The sequence below is a fragment of the Burkholderia sp. BDU5 genome (genome assembly GCF_001522845.1).
GTDB classification, from domain to species: Bacteria; Pseudomonadota; Gammaproteobacteria; order Burkholderiales; family Burkholderiaceae; genus Burkholderia; species Burkholderia mayonis.
Genome location: NZ_LOWC01000033.1, coordinates 160,303 through 177,208, shown reverse-complemented (window position 1 = coordinate 177,208; position 16,906 = coordinate 160,303). Strand labels below are relative to the sequence as shown.

Genomic DNA, 16,906 nt, shown 5'->3' with positions numbered 1-16,906 from the left:
TGAACCGCATTTCTTCAGGGCCGCGATGGATTCGATCGACCCAGATTCGACGCCCGATGCGCCGACGCTCGTCGTGACCGGCATCGGCAAGACTTACGCCGAGCCCGTGCTCGCCGACGTGTCGCTGTCGCTGCATCCGGGCGAGGCGCTTGCGCTGACGGGCGAGAACGGCGCGGGCAAGAGCACGCTGTCGAAGATCGTCGCCGGGCTCGTCGCGCCGACGGCCGGCGCGATGCGGCTCGCGGGCGCGCCGTATGCGCCTCGGAGCCGCGCGCACGCGGAGGCGCTCGGCGTGCGGATGGTGATGCAGGAGCTCAACCTCGTCCCGACGCTCACCGTTGCCGAAAACCTGTTTCTCGACCGCCTGCCGCACCGGTTCGGCGTGATCGACCGCCGGCGGCTCGCCGACGACGCGCGCGCGGCGATGGCGCGCGTCGGGCTCGACGCGCTCGATCCGGGCACGCCTGTCGGCGCGCTCGGGATCGGCCATCAGCAGATGGTCGAGATCGCGCGCAGCCTCGCGGGCGACTGCCGCGCGCTGATCCTCGACGAGCCGACCGCGATGCTGACTGCGCGCGAAGTCGAACTGCTGTTCGATCAGATCGCGCGGCTGAAGGGCGAAGGCGTCGCGCTCGTCTACATCTCGCACCGGCTCGAGGAACTCGCGCGGGTCGCGGAGCGGGTCGCCGTGCTGCGCGACGGCCGGCTCGTGCACGTCGACCGGATCGACGCACAGCCGACCGAGCGGCTCGTCGCGCTGATGGCCGGGCGCGAGCTCGCTGAGCAGGCGGTGCACGGCGCGCGCACGCCGGGCGCGCCGCGCCTGAAGGTCGAGCGCCTGTCGCGCGGCGACGCGGTGCGCGACGTGTCGTTCGACGTGCGCGCGGGCGAGATCTTCGGCATTTCCGGGCTGATCGGCGCCGGACGCACCGAGCTCTTGCGGCTCATTTACGGCGCGGATGCGGCCGACGGCGGGACCGTGTCGATCGGCGATCCGCCGCGGCCCGCAGCGATCCGCTCGCCCGCCGACGCGGTGCGTCACGGGATCGCGCTCGTCAGCGAGGACCGCAAGGGCGAAGGGCTGCTGCTGCCGCAGTCGATCGCGGCGAACCTGTCGCTCGGGCAGCTCACGCGCGTCGCGCGCGGCGGGGTCGTCGACGCGCAGCGCGAAAACGCGCTCGCGGTGCGGCGGATCGACGCACTGCGGATTCGCGCGCGCGGCCCGGCGCAGGCGGTGTCGGAGCTGTCGGGCGGCAACCAGCAGAAGGTCGCGATCGGCCGCTGGCTCGGGCGCGACATGAGCGTGCTGCTGTTCGACGAGCCGACCCGCGGGATCGACGTCGGCGCGAAGTTCGACATCTACGCGCTTCTCGACGCGCTCGCGCGAGAAGGCCGCGCGATCGTCGTCGTGTCGAGCGACCTGCGCGAGCTGATGCTGATCTGCGACCGGATCGGCGTGATGTCGGCGGGGCGCATTGACGCCGTATTCGCGCGCGGCGAGTGGACGCAGGATGTGCTCCTCGCCGCGGCATTCGCCGGCTACGCGCGCCGCGACGCGGTATTGCATCCGTTCGACGACAGGCGGCCTGCTGCGTGACCGGGGCGGGCGCGGCAAACCTGGTTCGCGGCCGGCTCACCACTCAATTCACCGAGACAGCAACACACAGGACTTCCACGATGAACGACCGATCCATCGACCGAAACGCCGACGCCCCGTCCGGGCAGGCGGCCGCCGTCGCGGCGAAGCCGGCCGGCATGCGGCTCGGCCTGTCGAACTACGTCGGACTCGCGCTCGCGCTCCTTGCGCTGATCGCGCTTTTCTCGATGCTCAGCGCGCACTTCCTCACGTACGACACGTTCAGCACGATCGCGAACCAGATTCCCGATCTCGTCGTGCTGTCGGTCGGCATGACCTTCGTCCTCATCATCGCGGGGATCGACCTGTCGGTCGGCTCCGTGCTCGCGCTCGCGGCGTCGGTCGTGAGCGTCGCCGCGCTGCGCTGGCAGTGGCCGCCGCTTGCCGCCGCGCTCGCCGGCGTCGCGGCGACCGCCGCGACGGGCACGTTGACGGGCGCCGTCACGGTCGGCTGGCGGATCCCGTCGTTCATCGTGTCGCTCGGCGTGCTGGAGGCGGCGCGCGGCGTCGCGTACCAACTGACGAATTCGCGCACCGCGTACATCGGCGATGCGTTCGACTTCCTGTCGAATCCGTTCGCGCTCGGCATCTCGCCCGCGTTCCTGATCGCGGTCGCGGTCATGATCGCCGCGCAATTCGTGCTCGCGCGCACGGTGTTCGGCCGTTATCTCGTCGGCGTCGGCACGAACGAGGAAGCGGTGCGACTGGCCGGGGTTAACCCGCGCCCGTATAAAATCATCGTTTTCGCGCTGATGGGCGCGCTCGCGGGACTCGCCGCGCTGTTCCAGATCTCCCGGCTCGAAGCCGCCGATCCGAACGCGGGCGCGGGCCTCGAGCTGCAGGTCATCGCGGCCGTCGTGATCGGCGGCACGAGCCTGATGGGCGGTCGCGGCTCGGTTGTCAGCACGTTCTTCGGCGTGTTGATCATCTCGGTGCTCGCGGCGGGTCTCGCGCAGATCGGCGCGAACGAACCGACCAAGCGCATCATCACCGGCGCCGTGATCGTCGTAGCCGTCGTGCTCGACACGTATCGCAGCCGGCGCGCGCGAGGGTAGCAAGAACAACGAACCAGAGAGAAACGGAATGGCGACGATCAAGGATGTGGCGGCCATCGCCGGCGTGTCGTTTACGACGGTGTCGCACGTGGTCAACAATTCGCGGCCCGTGTCGGCCGACGTGCGGGCCAAGGTCGAGCGGGCGATCCGCGAGCTCAACTACGTGCCCTCGGCCGTCGCGCGCTCGCTGAAGGCACGCTCGACGGCCACCATCGGCCTCGTGGTGCCGAACAGCACGAACCCGTATTTCGCCGAGCTCGCGCGTGGTATCGAGGATCAATGCGCGCTGTCCGGCTACTGCGTGTTCCTGTGCAATTCGGACGACGATCCGGAAAAGCAGCGCAACTACCTGCGCGTGCTGCAGGAAAAACGCATCGACGGGCTCATCATCGCGTCGGCGGGCGACGACGCGGTGCTCGCGCAGACGCTCGCCGACACGCGCGAGCCGCTCGTCGTGGTCGACCGGAACATCGAAGGGCTCGCCGCCGATCTCGTGCAGATCGACCACGAGCGCGGCGCGTATCTCGCAACGCGGCATCTGCTCGAGCTCGGTCACGCGAAGATCGGCTGCATCACGGGCGCCGTGTCGACCGCGGTGAGCGCGATGCGCGTGCACGGCTTCATCCGCGCGATGGCCGAGCGCGGCGTCGACATCGTGCCGGGCGCGATCGCCGAAAGCGATTTCTCGTGCATCGGCGGCTATCACGCGGCCGTGCGTCTCTTCGACACCGTGCGCCCGAGCGCGGTCTTCGCGGGCAACGACCTGATGGGGCTCGGTGCGCTGCGCGCGGCCGCCGAGCGCGGGATCCGCGTGCCGGCCGACTGCTCGATCATCGGCTTCGACGACATCGAGCTGTCGCGCTACACGTACCCGGCGCTGTCGACGGTCGGCCAGTCGGTGCGCGCATTGGGCGAAATGGCCGCGCAGACGCTGATCGAGCGGATCGGCGGCGGCGCGTCGGGCGCGCCGCAGCGCCGGCGCGTCGTGTCGCCGCGCCTCGTGCTGCGCGAATCGACGACCGTCTACGTGGAGCCGGCCGACGCCGGGTATCGCGGATGACGGCGGCGCTCGAACGTGCGGCGGAACGCGCCGCGCCCGCGCGCGGCGGCAGGGTGATGGTCGTCGGCAGTCTCAACATGGATCTCGTCGTGCGCTCGCCGCGGCTGCCGCAGCCGGGCGAGACGCTCGCCGGCCGCTCGTTCGCGCAGGCGGCGGGCGGCAAGGGCGGCAACCAGGCGGTCGCGGCCGCGCGACTCGGCGCGCAGGTCGCGATGCTCGGCCGCGTCGGCGCCGACGAGCACGGCGCCGCGCTGCGCGCGGGGCTCGCCGCCGAAGGGATCGATTGCGGCGCGCTGTCGGTCAGCGCGACGGCGACGACGGGCGTCGCGCTCATCGTCGTCGACGACGCGAGCCAGAACGCGATCGTGATCGTCGCGGGCAGCAACGGCGAAGTGACGCCCGACTCGATCGCCGAGCACGAGGCGGCGCTCGCGGCCGCGGACGTGCTGATCTGCCAGTTGGAGACGCCCGAGGACGCGGTCCGCGCGGCGCTGGCCGCAGGCCGGCGGCTCGGCAAGACGGTCGTGCTGAATCCGGCGCCCGCCGTCCGTCCGCTGCCCGCCGACTGGCTGCCGCTCATCGATTACCTGATCCCGAACGAAGTCGAAGCTGCGGCGCTGACCGGGCTGCCGGTGCGCGATCCGGCGAGCGCCGAGGCGGCCGCGCGAGCGCTCGCGGCAGCGGGCGCGCGCAACGTGATCGTCACGCTTGGCGGGCAGGGCGCGGTCGCGCTGACGGCCGACGGCGCGGCGCGCCACTATCCGGCGCCGCGTGTCACCCCCGTCGACACGACGGCGGCGGGCGACACGTTCATCGGCGGCTTCGCCGCGCGGCTCGCCGCGGGCGCCGCGCCGCCCGACGCGATCTTGTTCGCGCAGCGCGCGGCGGCGCTGTCGGTTACGCGGGCGGGCGCGCAGCCGTCGATTCCGACGCTCGCCGAGCTGGACGCGTTCGCGCCGGACCCGGCGTGACGCAGGCCACGCCGCGCCGGTTCTCGTAAGCAAAAAGAAAGAAAATATCGATCCGGTGCATGTGGCGAACACGATTTTCTTCAGATCGATCGCTGCACGGATCAAGACTTCCTGTCTAGCGCCGTAAACAAGCCAGGCGGAGCAAACGTTTCGCTGCCGCGGGCTGCGTCGGGCAGCCCCGTCGTCTTCACGATGCGTCACAGGAAGAACCATGCTGCTGAAGAACCTCACGATCAGGACGCGCCTCGCCGTCACGATGGCGCTCCTTTCCGTCCTGCTGTGCGTCGTCGGCGCGCTCGGCCTGTTCGGAATGAGCCAGGCCAACGACGCGAATTACGAAACCTTCTCGAACCAGATGCCGAGTGCGATCGACGTCGCGAGCGCCGAGCTGTTCGCCGCGCGCGAGCGGCTCGTGCTCGATCGCGCGGTGATGCTCGCGGGCACGCCCGACGCGACGCCGACGATCGAGCGCGCGCGCCAGATGCGCGGGATTTCCGATTCGTGGTGGAAGAAATACCTCGACCTGCCGCGCAGCGCGGAAGAGGATCGCCTCGCGCAGGACGTTGCGGCGAAACGGCAGGTGCTGCAGCGCGAGCTCGACGCATTCGTCGACCTCATCAACGCGAACGACCACGACAAGATCCTCGCTGCCGCGAAACGGATGCAGCCGGTCTTCAACGACTTCGCAGTCGCGGGCGAGACGCTGCGTACGTTCCAGCTCAAGCAGGCGAGCATCAATTTCAACGATGCGCAAAGCGTATACGCGGCGAGCCGGATCGCGAGCATCGTGTCGCTCCTGGCAGGCCTCGCGATCGCGTTCTATTGCTTTCTGAACCTGCGCGCGGCGATCGCGCGGCCGCTCGCCGACGCGCTCGGCCATTTCGACGCGATCGCCGCGGGCGAGCTGCGTCATTCGATCGTCGTCGAGCGGCGCGACGAGATGGGGCTCTTGCTCGAAGGGCTCGCGAAGATGCAGACGAGTCTCGCGGACATGGTGCGTTCGGTGCGCGTCGGCGGCGAGTCGATTGCGACGGCGGCCAAGCAGATTGCCGCAGGCAACATCGATCTGTCCTCGCGGACGGAGGAGCAGGCGGCGGCGCTCGAAGAGACGGCGTCGAGCATGGAGGAGCTGACGGGCACGGTGCGGCGCAACGCAGACAGCGCGAGGCAGGCGAGCGCGCTCGCGGCGAGCGCGTCGGAGATCGCGAACAAGGGCAACGCCGTCGTCGGCCAGGTGGTCGGCACGATGGGCGACATCAACCAGAGCTCCGCAAAGATTGCCGACATCATCTCGATCATCGAGGGAATCGCGTTCCAGACCAACATCCTCGCGCTGAATGCGGCCGTCGAGGCGGCGCGCGCGGGCGAGGAAGGGCGCGGCTTTGCGGTCGTCGCAGGCGAGGTGCGCAGCCTCGCGCAGCGCTCGTCGGCGGCCGCGAAGGAGATCAAGGATCTGATCGACACGTCGGTCGAGCGCGTGCGCACGGGCTCGACGCTCGTCGACGAGGCGGGCCGCACGATGAGCGAAGTGATCGGCGCGGTGCGGCGCGTGACCGACATCATGGGCGAAATCGCGGCCGCGTCGGAGGAGCAGAGCAGCGGGATCGATCAGGTGTCGCGCGCGGTGTCGCAGATGGACGAGGTCACGCAGCAGAACGCGGCGCTCGTCGAAGAGGCCGCGGCGGCCGCGCAATCGCTCGACGAGCAGGCGGCGCGGCTGCGCACGACCGTCTCGGTGTTCCGGGTCGACGACGGCGACGCGCGCGACGTCGCCTCGCACGCGCCGACGCGGCCGGCGGCAGGCGTCGCGCACAAGGCGGCGAGCGTCGTCGCGCCGATCCGGTCCGTCGCGTCATCCGGTGCGCCGAGCGTGGCGGCAGCGGCGCTCAAGCCCGCGCCGTCCGCATCGCCCGCGACGCCTGTGCACGCGGCTACGGCTGCGAAGCCAAAGCCCGCGCCGCGCGCAACGGCCGCCGCTACACCTGCCGCGAGCGATAGCGATTGGGAAACCTTCTAATTTGAGATAGGAATCGCATCGGACAACGATCTATCCCCAATTTGACGAAAAGACGACGCCCGCCGCCAGCGGGCGTTTTCGCATCGAAAGCGATCGTTCGTGTATTCGTGCATTCGTGCATGCGTCGCGCGCGGGCGGCACGCGTTTTCCGATGCGCGGGCTCGCGATGTGCATCGAGGGCGGCATCGGCGTGCCGGCATGTGCGGGTATTCGCCGTCGAAACGCGCCTGTCGAAGATGGGCATGGAGCGAACGTGCATCCCGATGACAAGCGCATGACCGACGCGCGTTCGACTGCGTTCCGACTCGCGCGATCGTCCGCGTCGATGTCAGGGGCATCGCACCGTTGCGCGCGCCGCAAAAAATTTGTAACGGCGCATTTGCGCTGTCGACGCAAACGACGCGTCGCGCGTATATGAAAAGAAGCGGGATGGCGGTTCGGCGAGCGCGCGAGCGTCAACGGACGAGACGATCCGCTGCCTGAATGGAGAGCGCCGATGCAGCGTTGGCGCGAAGCGGGAGAACCATTCTAGAGCAGCAAAAAGTGCTTTCCAAGCAGCGTTTTCCGCAATGTCGAAAACCGCGGCGAGGCCGTTGAAGTAGTTCGTGAAAAAAAAAGTAAATGGGTTTAGGATGAAATCGAACGGTCCTGCTTCGACATGATCTATACGAAGGCAAGATCGTCTTCAGACTCAGGCGAGGAGGTAGCATGGATATTTACAGCAGCTTCGCGAACCGCTTCGAAAAAACGCGAGAGGAAGAGTTCTCGCTGGAGGAGTATCTCGCGCTCTGCAAAAACGATCCATCGGCGTACGCGACTGCCGGCGAACGCATGCTGGCGGCCATCGGGGAGCCGGAACAGGTCGACACGCGCAACGATCCGCGCTTGTCGCGGATTTTCGCGAATAAGGTGATCAAGGTATACCCCGCGTTTCGCGAGTTCTACGGCATGGAGGAGGTGATCGAGCAGGTCGTCGCCTACTTCCGCCATGCGGCGCAAGGGCTCGAGGAAAAGAAGCAGATTCTCTACCTGCTCGGTCCGGTGGGCGGCGGCAAGTCGTCGATCGCCGAGCGCCTGAAGCAACTGATGGAGCGTGTGCCGTTCTATTCGCTCAAGGGCTCGCCCGTCAACGAATCGCCGCTCGGCTTGTTCGACTACGACGAAGACGGTCCGATTCTCGAAGAGCAGTACGGCATTCCGCGCCGCTACCTGAAGAGCATCCTGAGTCCGTGGGCGGTCAAGCGCCTGCACGAGTACAACGGCGACATCCGGCGCTTTCGCATCGTGCGCCGCTATCCGTCGATCCTGCGGCAGATCGGCATCGCGAAGACCGAACCCGGCGACGAGAACAATCAGGACATCTCGTCGCTCGTCGGCAAGGTCGATATCCGCAAGCTCGAGCAATACGCGCAGGACGACGCCGATGCGTACAGCTATTCCGGCGGCCTGTGCCTCGCGAACCAGGGCCTCCTGGAATTCGTCGAAATGTTCAAGGCGCCGATCAAGGTGCTGCACCCGCTCTTGACCGCGACGCAAGAAGGCAACTTCAAGGGCACCGAAGGATTCGGCGCGATCCCGTTCGACGGCATCATCCTCGCGCACTCGAACGAGTCCGAATGGAAGGCGTTTCGCAACAACCGGAACAACGAGGCGCTGCTCGACCGGATCTTCGTCGTCAAGGTGCCGTACTGCCTGCGCGTTTCGGAAGAGATCAAGATCTACGAGAAGCTGATCCGCAACTCGTCGCTCGCCGAGGCCGTGTGCGCGCCCGGCACGCTGAAGATGATGGCGCAGTTCTCGGTGCTCACGCGCCTGCACGAGCCGGAGAATTCAAGCCTTTTCTCGAAGATGCAGGTGTACGACGGCGAGAATCTGAAGGACACCGATCCGAAGGCGAAGTCGTATCAGGAGTATCGCGACTACGCGGGCGTCGACGAAGGGATGACGGGCGTGTCGACGCGCTTCGCGTTCAAGATCATGTCGCGCGTGTTCAACTTCGATTCGACCGAAGTCGCGGCGAACCCGGTGCACCTGATGTACGTGCTCGAACAGCAGATCGAGCGCGAGCAGTTCCCGCCGGAAACCGAGCAGAAGTATCTGTCGTACGTGAAGGACCTGCTCGCGTCGCGCTATGCGGAGTTCATCGGCAAGGAGATCCAGACCGCGTACCTCGAGTCGTATTCGGAATACGGTCAGAACATCTTCGATCGCTACGTCACGTATGCGGACTTCTGGATCCAGGATCAGGAATTCCGCGATCACGACACGGGCGAGAGCTTCGACCGCGCCGCGCTCAATGCCGAGCTCGAGAAGATCGAGAAGCCGGCGGGCATCAGCAATCCGAAGGATTTCCGCAACGAGATCGTGAACTTCGTGTTGCGCGCGCGGGCCGCGAACGGCGGCAAGAATCCGGCGTGGGTCAGCTACGAAAAGCTGCGCGTCGTGATCGAAAAGAAGATGTTCTCGAACACGGAGGAATTGTTGCCGGTCATTTCGTTCAACGCGAAGGGCTCGGCGGAGGAACAGCGCAAACACGAAGATTTTGTCAACCGGATGGTCGCGAAGGGCTATACGCCGAAGCAGGTGCGGCTCCTGTGCGACTGGTATCTGCGCGTGCGCAAGTCGTCATGACGCGCGCAACGCGACGCCCGCGCGGCCGCGCGCGGGCACCTTGAGAGACGCCGCCCGCATCGCGGCAGCCCCGCGTGTGCGCGGCGTGCGTCCCGGCGTATCGACATTCGAGCGGGAGACAGGGCGTGCTTCATCAAATCATCGACCGCAGACTGGCCGGCAAGAACAAGAGCATTGCAAACCGTGAGCGCTTCCTGCGCCGCGTCAAGAACTACATTCGTCGCGCGGTGTCCGACGCGGTGCGCGATCGCAGCATCAAGGACATCCAGAGCACGCAGAGCATCACGATTCCTCGCAAGGACATCGCGGAGCCGACGTTCCGGCACGGGCCGGGCGGGCGGCGCGAGATCGTGCATCCGGGCAACGCCGACTACGTGCGCGGCGACAAGATCCCGCGTCCGCCGGGCGGCGCCGGAGGCGGCGGCAGCCAGGCGAGCAACGAAGGCGAAGGTCAGGACGACTTCGTGTTCGAGCTGTCGCGCGAGGAATTCATGCAGTACTTCTTCGACGATCTCGAACTGCCGCGCCTCGTCAAGACCCATCTGCTGACCGTGCCGAGCTGGAAGAACGTTCGCGCGGGCTGGGCGGCCGAGGGCACGCCGAACAACATCGACGTCGTGCGTTCGCTGCGAAGCGCGCTCGGCCGGCGCATCGCGCTCGGCTCGCCGCTCGTCAACGAACTGCACGAGCTCGAGGAAAAGCTTGCCGCGCTGAAGGAGGAGCCGGGCGATCATCGCGTCGAGATCGCGCAGCTCGAGGATGCGATCCATCACCTGAAGGGGCGCATCTGGCGCATTCCGTTCATCGATCCGTTCGACCTGCGCTACGTGAACCGCGTGAAGATGCCCCAGCCGTCGAGCCAGGCGGTGATGTTCTGCCTGATGGACGTGTCGGGCTCGATGGACGAGCAGCGCAAGGATCTTGCGAAACGCTTCTTCATCCTGCTGTACCTGTTCCTGAAGCGCAACTACGAGCGGATCGAAGTCGTGTTCATCCGCCATCACACGCGCGCGGAGGAGGTCGACGAGGACACGTTCTTCCATTCGACCGAAAGCGGCGGCACGGTCGTGTCGAGCGCGCTCGAGCTGATGCGCAAGGTGATGGACGAGCGCTATTCGCCGACCGAGTGGAACATCTACGGCGCGCAGGCGTCGGACGGCGACAACTGGACGGACGATTCGCCGAAGTGCCGCAAGATCCTCGACGAGGACATCCTCTCGAAGGTGCGTTACTTCGCATACATCCAGGTGACGCCCGAAGAGCAGAACCTGTGGCTCGAGTACGCGCAACTGGCGTTGTCGCAACCGCATCTCGCGATGAAAAAAGTGGAGTCGGCGGCTGACATTTATCCAGTGTTTCGCGAACTCTTTGAAAAGCACGTGGAAACCTGATGACGACACGCCATCCGCATAACGAAGCGCGCGGCTATGAGCCGCGCCGCAAGAGCGACGACGCATCGGAACCTGCCGCAAACGAGTGCGGCGCGTCGCCCGACGCGGCGGAGCAGCACCCAGGAGCAGGAGCGCCCGCGAGCGGGCTCAAGGAAGCGCGTATGAACGTTGCCGACCGCAAACCGCTGCCGTGTCCGTCCGATTGGACCTTCGAGCTGATCGAGGAGTACGACACCCATATCTCGCAGGTCGCGGAGCAGTACGAGCTCGACATCTATCCGATCCAGCTCGAGCTGATCAGCGCCGAGCAGATGATGGACGCGTACGCGTCGGTCGGCATGCCCGTCAACTACCGTCACTGGTCGTTCGGCAAGCACTTCCTGTCGACCGAGAAGAGCTACCGTCGCGGGCAGATGGGGCTCGCGTACGAGATCGTCATCAATTCGAACCCCTGCATCGCGTATCTGATGGAAGAGAACACGATGACGATGCAGGCGCTCGTCATCGCGCACGCGGCGTACGGGCACAACTCGTTCTTCAAGGGCAACTACCTGTTCCGCTTGTGGACCGACGCGCATGCGATCATCGACTACCTCGTCTACGCGAAGAACTACGTCGCCGAATGCGAAGAGCGCTACGGGCTCGACCGCGTCGAGGAACTGCTCGACTCGTGCCATGCGCTGATGAACTATGGCGTCGACCGCTACAAGCGGCCGCAGAAGCCGTCGCTCGCGAAGGAATCGGAGCTGCGGCGCGAGCGTGAGGCATATCTGCAGTCGCAGGTCAACGAACTGTGGCGCACGTTGCCCGGCAAGAAGCCCGAGCTCGCCGAGGAGCAGGAGGAGCGCTATCCGCCGGAGCCGCAGGAGAACCTGCTGTACTTCGCGGAGAAGAACGCGCCGTTCCTCGAGCCGTGGGAACGCGAGGTGATCCGGATCGTCCGCAAGATCGGCCAGTACTTCTATCCGCAGCGGCAGACGCAGGTAATGAACGAAGGCTGGGCGACGTTCTGGCATTACACGCTGCTCAACACGATGTACAACCAGGGCAAGCTCGCGGACGGCTTCATGATGGAGTTCCTCCATTCGCACAGCAACGTGATCTACCAGCCGCCCGTGACGAAGCCGTACTACAGCGGGATCAATCCATACGCGCTCGGTTTTTCGATGATGAGCGACATCCGCCGGATCTGCGAGTCGCCGACCGAAGAAGACAGCAAGTGGTTTCCGGAACTCGCCGGCAGCCCGTGGCTGCCGGCGATGCACTACGCGATGCGCAACTTCAAGGACGAGAGCTTCATCGCGCAGTATCTGTCGCCGCACCTGATCCGCGAGATGCGCTTGTTCTCGGTGCTCGACGACGACATGCGCGACGCGCTCGAAGTGTCGGCGATCCACGACGACAGCGGCTACCAGTACGTGCGGCAGGCGTTGTCGCGGCAGTACGACATCCATCACCGCGAGCCGAACATCCAGGTGTGGTCCGTCAATACGCGCGGCGACCGCAGTCTCACGCTGCGCCACTTCATGACCGACAACCGCCATCTGTCGAACGACAGCGACGAGGTGCTCAAGCACATGGCGCGGCTCTGGCAGTTCGACGTGTTTATCGAAAGCGTCGACGAGACGGGAACGGTCCGCAAGCGCTACGAGTGCCGCTACGCGGCGCCGGAAATCCGGCTCTGACGGCGCGGCGCGCACGCCGCCGCCGCCGCCGTTGACCGACCGCCATTGGCGCCGTTCACGATCCGCCCGCCGTTGCCGTTTCTGTCGCCGCGGCGCGCGGCCCCCAGTCTTGCACGAAACGCGAGCCATCCGGCTCGCGTTTTCGCTGAATGCGCGGGCGACCGGAAATTATTTTTTCGACATCCGGGCGATCCCGGGCAGCCAGTTACATTACATTTCGCTAGAATCGCGGCCACGCCGAGGTGGAACCGGTATCACCGCGCGCGTCGAACAAGAAGGCGGCAGCTCACCACCGCCAGGCCATCCAAGAGAACCTCAAGGAAAAGACCATCCATGAATGATCAGACCGCCGTCGCCGCCGTCACGCGGCAAGACGTCCGGCGCCGCGTACTCGCGATCGTGGGCGCATCGTCGGGCAACCTCGTCGAGTGGTTCGACTTCTACATCTACTCGTTCTGCGCGCTGTACTTCGCGCCGGCGTTCTTCCCGAGCGGCAACACGACGACGCAACTGCTCAACACGGCTGGCGTGTTCGCGGCGGGCTTCCTGATGCGCCCGATCGGCGGCTGGCTGTTCGGCCGGATCGCCGACAAGCACGGCCGCCGCGCCGCGATGATGATCTCGGTGCTGATGATGTGCGGCGGCTCGCTCGTGATCGCGGTGCTGCCGACCTATGCGCAGATCGGCGCGCTCGCGCCGTTCCTGCTGCTCGTCGCGCGGCTGTTTCAGGGGCTGTCCGTCGGCGGCGAATACGGCACGAGCGCGACCTACATGAGCGAGGTCGCGCTCAAGGGCCGCCGCGGGTTCTTCGCGTCGTTCCAGTACGTGACGCTGATCGGCGGCCAGCTCTGCGCGCTCCTCGTGCTCGTGATCTTGCAGCAGACGCTGTCGACCGCCGAACTGAAGGCGTGGGGCTGGCGGATTCCGTTCGTCGTCGGCGCGGCGGCCGCGCTGATCTCGCTGTATCTGCGCAAGTCGCTCGACGAGACGTCGACGAGCGAATCGCGCAAGGCGAAGGATGCCGGTACGATCCGCGGCGTGTGGCAGCACAAGGGCGCGTTCCTGACGGTGGTCGGCTTTACCGCCGGCGGCTCGCTGATCTTCTATACGTTCACGACGTACATGCAGAAGTACCTGGTCAACACGGCGGGGATGCACGCGAAGACGGCGAGCAACGTGATGACGGCCGCGCTCTTCGTCTACATGCTGATGCAGCCGGTGTTCGGCGCGCTGTCGGACAAGATCGGCCGCCGGATGTCGATGATCCTGTTCGGCACGGGCGCCGTGATCGGCACGGTGCCGCTGATGCACGCGCTGGGCGGCGTGACGAGCCCGTATGCGGCGTTCGTCCTCATCGTCGTCGCGCTCGCGATCGTCAGCTTCTATACGTCGATCAGCGGTCTCATCAAGGCCGAGATGTTCCCGCCCGAAGTGCGCGCGATGGGCGTCGGCCTGTCATACGCGGTCGCGAACGCGATCTTCGGCGGCTCGGCCGAGTACGTCGCGCTGTGGTTCAAGTCGGTCGGCAGCGAGTCGAGCTTCTACTGGTACGTGACCGTGCTGTGCGCGATCTCGCTCATCGTGTCGTGGCGGATGCGCGATCCGAGCAAGGAAGGGTATCTGCGCCACGAGCCCTGATCGCGGCTCGGCCGCGCGGCGGGGCCGTCCGGTTCGGCGCTCGCCGCGCGATTCGATTCGAGCGCGAGCGGCGGCGCGTCGGGGAGCCCGTGCCGCGCGCGTGCAAACGGCGTTTCGCATCATCGCGAAGCGCCGTTTTTACATGTGCGCGTCGTTATTGCCGCAGCCGATCAGCGTAGCGGATTTGCTTCGTTGACCCGTGCGCGCGAGCGCCCCTAGATTCGCTGTCTCGACGGAATTCATGGGGTCGTCATGACACGCGCATCGTTTTTCGGCCGACGTTCGCTCGCGGCCTTGCTGGCCGCCGCGCTCGCCGCCGCCTCGGTTTTTGCCACGCCCGCGGCCCGCGCCGAAGGGCGCATCCGGATCGCCGAGCAATTCGGCAGTCTATCTGCTGTTGAACGTCGCGCGTGACCAGCACCTGATCGAGCAGAATCCGGACGGTGCGGTCGACGCGTATCTGCGCGTGAACCGCTCGAAGGCGGGTCGCGCGCTGCTGCTGAATATCGTCAAGGATCCGCAGGTGCAGTTCAAGATCGCGCCGCAGAACACGTTCGCGCTCGCGCAGTTCATGCATCGCGTCGGCGCGATCCGCAACGAGCCGAAGACCTGGCGCGATTATTTCTTCGACGATCCCGCGACCGCGCAGGGCAGTTGATGCGTGTATCGTCGCGTTTCGCGCGGCCGGTCGCACTCGGCGCGTTTCGGCACGAGACGTGCGCCGCGCGGCGATGCGATTTATGCGGCCGGCATCCGGCATCCGGCATCGAAGCAATGTCAATGCGACATCGGCGTGACATCGACGTGACGTCAATGCGGCGGTCGCGATATCGATATCGAAAATGCTTCGTTGTGCGCAGCGCCCACGAGCCTTAATCTGAACCCGTAGTTCGTGTGACACCTCCTTGACTGGGATTCTCGCCCGCTTTCGCAGCGGGCATTTTTTTTGATCGTCCCGGCGGGACTCGATGGAGTGCGGCGCATGGCGGCAGAACCATCAACCCTGTTTGCGAATCCGGCCGATGCGGCGGGCGGCAAGCTGCTCGCCGTCGATCGCGTGACGCTCGAATACCGCAGCCGCGAGCGCGTCGTGCGCGCGATGCAGCAGGTGAGCTTCGACGTCTACGGCGCGGATCGCTTCGTGCTGCTGGGGCCGTCCGGCTGCGGCAAGTCGACGTTGCTGAAGGCGATCGCGGGCTTCGTCGCGCCCGTCGAGGGCGCGATCACGCTCGCGGGCGAACCGGTGCGCGGCCCGGGCGCCGACCGCATCGTCGTGTTCCAGGAGTTCGATCAATTGCCGCCGTGGAAGACGGTGCTCGAGAACGTCGCGTTTCCGCTGCGGGCGGCGAAGAAGCTGCCGCGCGCCGAGGCTGCGGCGCGCGCAGGTTCGGCGCTCGACAAGGTGGGCCTGAGCGCGTTCGCCGATGCGTATCCGCACACGCTGTCGGGCGGGATGAAGCAGCGCGTCGCGATCGGACGCGCGCTCGCGATGGAGCCGCGCGTGCTGCTGATGGACGAGCCGTTCGCCGCGCTCGACGCGCTCACGCGCCGGCGGATGCAGCACGAGCTGCTGTGGCTGTGGGACGACGCGCGCTTCACGCTGCTGTTCGTCACGCATTCGATCGAAGAGGCGCTCGTGATCGGCAACCCGATTCTGCTGCTGTCTCCTCATCCTGGACGCGTGCGCGCGGAGCTCAACAGCCATCATTTCGCCGAAGGCAGCGTCGGGCGCGCGGATTTTCAGCGGACGGCGGACCGAATCCATCGGCTGTTGTTCGACGAGCATGGAGCGCACGCATGAGCACGAATACGAGCGCGCGGATCGCGCCGCCCGTGCGCGACGAGTATGAGATCGCGCTTGCGCCGACTGCGCCGGCTGGCGCCGTTCCGACGGGCGATCCGTCCGCCGTCGGCGAGCGCGACATCGGCTCCGCACCGCTCGCGCGGCCGTCGGCGTTCGCTCGTCTGCGCGACGCGGGATGGCTGCGCAAGATGCTGATCGCGTTCGTGCTGATCGCCGGATGGGAATTCGCCGCGCGCGCGATCGACAACGATCTGCTGCTGCCGACCTTCAGCGCGACCGCGCTTGCCTTCGCGCAGGGCATCGCGAACGGCGAGCTGCCGGCGAAGATCGCGGTGTCGCTGTCGGTGCTGCTGCGCGGCTATGCGCTCGGCGTTGCTTGTGCGTTCGCGCTGACCACGCTGGCGGTGACGACACGCATCGGCCGCGATCTGCATGACGATGCTGGCCGCGATGTTCAATCCGCTGCCGTCGATCGCGCTGCTGCCGCTCGCGTTGCTGTGGTTCGGCCTCGACACGGGCAGCCTGCTGTTCGTGCTCGTGCACGCGGTGCCCTGGCCGCTTCCGCTAAACACGTTCGCGGGCTTTCAGGCGGTGCCCGCGACGCTCAGGATGGTCGGCCGCAATTGCGGGCTGACGGGCTCGCGTCACGTCGTCTCGATCCTGATTCCGGCCGCGCTGCCGTCGATTCTCGCGGGGGGCGTTCGCGTGGCGCACGCTGATCGCGGCCGAGCTCGTGTTCGGCGCGAGCGCGGGCGGCGGCGGGCTCGGCTGGTACATCTTCCAGAATCGCAACGCGCTCGATACGGACCGCGTGTTCGCGGGGCTCGCCGCGGTGATCGTGATCGGACGGATCGTCGAGCACGGCGTGTTCGACGCGCTCGAACGCGTGAGCGTCAAGCGCTGGGGCGCGCAACATAGCGCGCCGCGCGCATTTGCTTCGCGCATCCGCGCGCAATAGCAAGAAAACTGCTGAGGTCAGCAGCATTTCTTGGTTCGAAAGCGGTGCATGCACTGATAC

The 16,906-nt window shown here is 66.6% G+C and carries 11 protein-coding genes and 2 pseudogenes; all 13 read left to right on the top strand.

What is annotated here, in order from left to right:
• The first annotated feature begins 25 nt into the window (after positions 1-25).
• The 13 genes and pseudogenes from WS69_RS07370 to WS69_RS07305 all read left to right on the top strand — a co-directional run bounded on the left by WS69_RS07370 (position 26) and on the right by WS69_RS07305 (position 16,846).
• Entirely contained in the window at positions 26-1,597 is a 1,572-nt protein-coding gene (locus WS69_RS07370) for a sugar ABC transporter ATP-binding protein (RefSeq protein ID WP_059470133.1), read from the top strand.
• An 80-nt stretch (positions 1,598-1,677) separates the two neighbouring features.
• Positions 1,678-2,691 carry an ABC transporter permease gene (locus tag WS69_RS07365; RefSeq protein ID WP_059470132.1) on the top strand — a complete coding sequence of 338 codons (1,014 nt, stop codon included), beginning with the start codon at positions 1,678-1,680 and terminating at the stop codon, positions 2,689-2,691.
• A 28-nt stretch (positions 2,692-2,719) separates the two neighbouring features.
• A complete protein-coding gene (locus WS69_RS07360) occupies positions 2,720-3,751 on the top strand; it encodes a LacI family DNA-binding transcriptional regulator (RefSeq protein WP_059470131.1) in 1,032 nt (343 codons plus the stop codon).
• Positions 3,748-4,722, top strand: coding sequence for a ribokinase (gene rbsK, locus WS69_RS07355; protein ID WP_059470130.1), 975 nt, complete (start codon positions 3,748-3,750; stop codon positions 4,720-4,722). The genes WS69_RS07360 and rbsK overlap by 4 nt, the downstream gene beginning before the upstream one ends.
• A 211-nt stretch (positions 4,723-4,933) precedes the next feature.
• On the top strand, positions 4,934-6,739 hold the full coding sequence (locus tag WS69_RS07350; RefSeq protein ID WP_059470129.1) for a methyl-accepting chemotaxis protein: 1,806 nt from the start codon (positions 4,934-4,936) through the stop codon (positions 6,737-6,739).
• Between the two features lie 708 nt (positions 6,740-7,447).
• Positions 7,448-9,370, top strand: a complete 1,923-nt coding sequence (locus WS69_RS07340) for a PrkA family serine protein kinase (RefSeq protein ID WP_059470127.1) — start codon at positions 7,448-7,450, stop codon at positions 9,368-9,370.
• A gap of 125 nt (positions 9,371-9,495) precedes the next feature.
• Positions 9,496-10,761, top strand: coding sequence for a YeaH/YhbH family protein (locus tag WS69_RS07335; protein ID WP_059470126.1), 1,266 nt, complete (start codon positions 9,496-9,498; stop codon positions 10,759-10,761).
• Positions 10,761-12,446, top strand: a complete 1,686-nt coding sequence (locus WS69_RS07330; RefSeq protein ID WP_059470125.1) for a SpoVR family protein — start codon at positions 10,761-10,763, stop codon at positions 12,444-12,446. The genes WS69_RS07335 and WS69_RS07330 overlap by 1 nt, the downstream gene beginning before the upstream one ends.
• Positions 12,447-12,779: 333 nt before the next feature.
• Entirely contained in the window at positions 12,780-14,084 is a 1,305-nt protein-coding gene (locus WS69_RS07325) for an MFS family transporter (RefSeq protein ID WP_059470124.1), read from the top strand.
• A gap of 252 nt (positions 14,085-14,336) precedes the next feature.
• Positions 14,337-14,498 carry a hypothetical protein gene (locus tag WS69_RS34575; RefSeq protein ID WP_231747088.1) on the top strand — a complete coding sequence of 54 codons (162 nt, stop codon included), beginning with the start codon at positions 14,337-14,339 and terminating at the stop codon, positions 14,496-14,498.
• A gap of 10 nt (positions 14,499-14,508) precedes the next feature.
• Positions 14,509-14,742 (top strand): annotated as a pseudogene (locus WS69_RS34570) (ABC transporter substrate-binding protein); the annotation flags it as partial.
• 324 nt (positions 14,743-15,066) lie between these two features.
• A complete protein-coding gene (locus tag WS69_RS07310) occupies positions 15,067-15,885 on the top strand; it encodes an ABC transporter ATP-binding protein (protein ID WP_059470122.1) in 819 nt (272 codons plus the stop codon).
• Positions 15,882-16,846, top strand: a pseudogene (locus WS69_RS07305) (ABC transporter permease). The gene WS69_RS07310 and the pseudogene WS69_RS07305 overlap by 4 nt, the downstream one beginning before the upstream one ends.
• Positions 16,847-16,906: the final 60 nt, after the last annotated feature.

What these genes read in the sequence shown, in the direction of transcription:
- WS69_RS07370 (WP_059470133.1), top strand. Translation starts at nt 26, where the DNA reads ATGGATTCGATCGACCCAGATTCGACGCCCGATGCGCCGACGCTCGTC.
- WS69_RS07350 (WP_059470129.1), top strand. Translation starts at nt 4,934, where the DNA reads ATGCTGCTGAAGAACCTCACGATCAGGACGCGCCTCGCCGTCACGATG.
- WS69_RS07310 (WP_059470122.1), top strand. Translation starts at nt 15,067, where the DNA reads ATGGCGGCAGAACCATCAACCCTGTTTGCGAATCCGGCCGATGCGGCG.
- WS69_RS07340 (WP_059470127.1), top strand. Translation starts at nt 7,448, where the DNA reads ATGGATATTTACAGCAGCTTCGCGAACCGCTTCGAAAAAACGCGAGAG.
- WS69_RS07330 (WP_059470125.1), top strand. Translation starts at nt 10,761, where the DNA reads ATGACGACACGCCATCCGCATAACGAAGCGCGCGGCTATGAGCCGCGC.
- WS69_RS07365 (WP_059470132.1), top strand. Translation starts at nt 1,678, where the DNA reads ATGAACGACCGATCCATCGACCGAAACGCCGACGCCCCGTCCGGGCAG.
- WS69_RS34575 (WP_231747088.1), top strand. Translation starts at nt 14,337, where the DNA reads ATGACACGCGCATCGTTTTTCGGCCGACGTTCGCTCGCGGCCTTGCTG.
- rbsK (WP_059470130.1), top strand. Translation starts at nt 3,748, where the DNA reads ATGACGGCGGCGCTCGAACGTGCGGCGGAACGCGCCGCGCCCGCGCGC.
- WS69_RS07360 (WP_059470131.1), top strand. Translation starts at nt 2,720, where the DNA reads ATGGCGACGATCAAGGATGTGGCGGCCATCGCCGGCGTGTCGTTTACG.
- WS69_RS07325 (WP_059470124.1), top strand. Translation starts at nt 12,780, where the DNA reads ATGAATGATCAGACCGCCGTCGCCGCCGTCACGCGGCAAGACGTCCGG.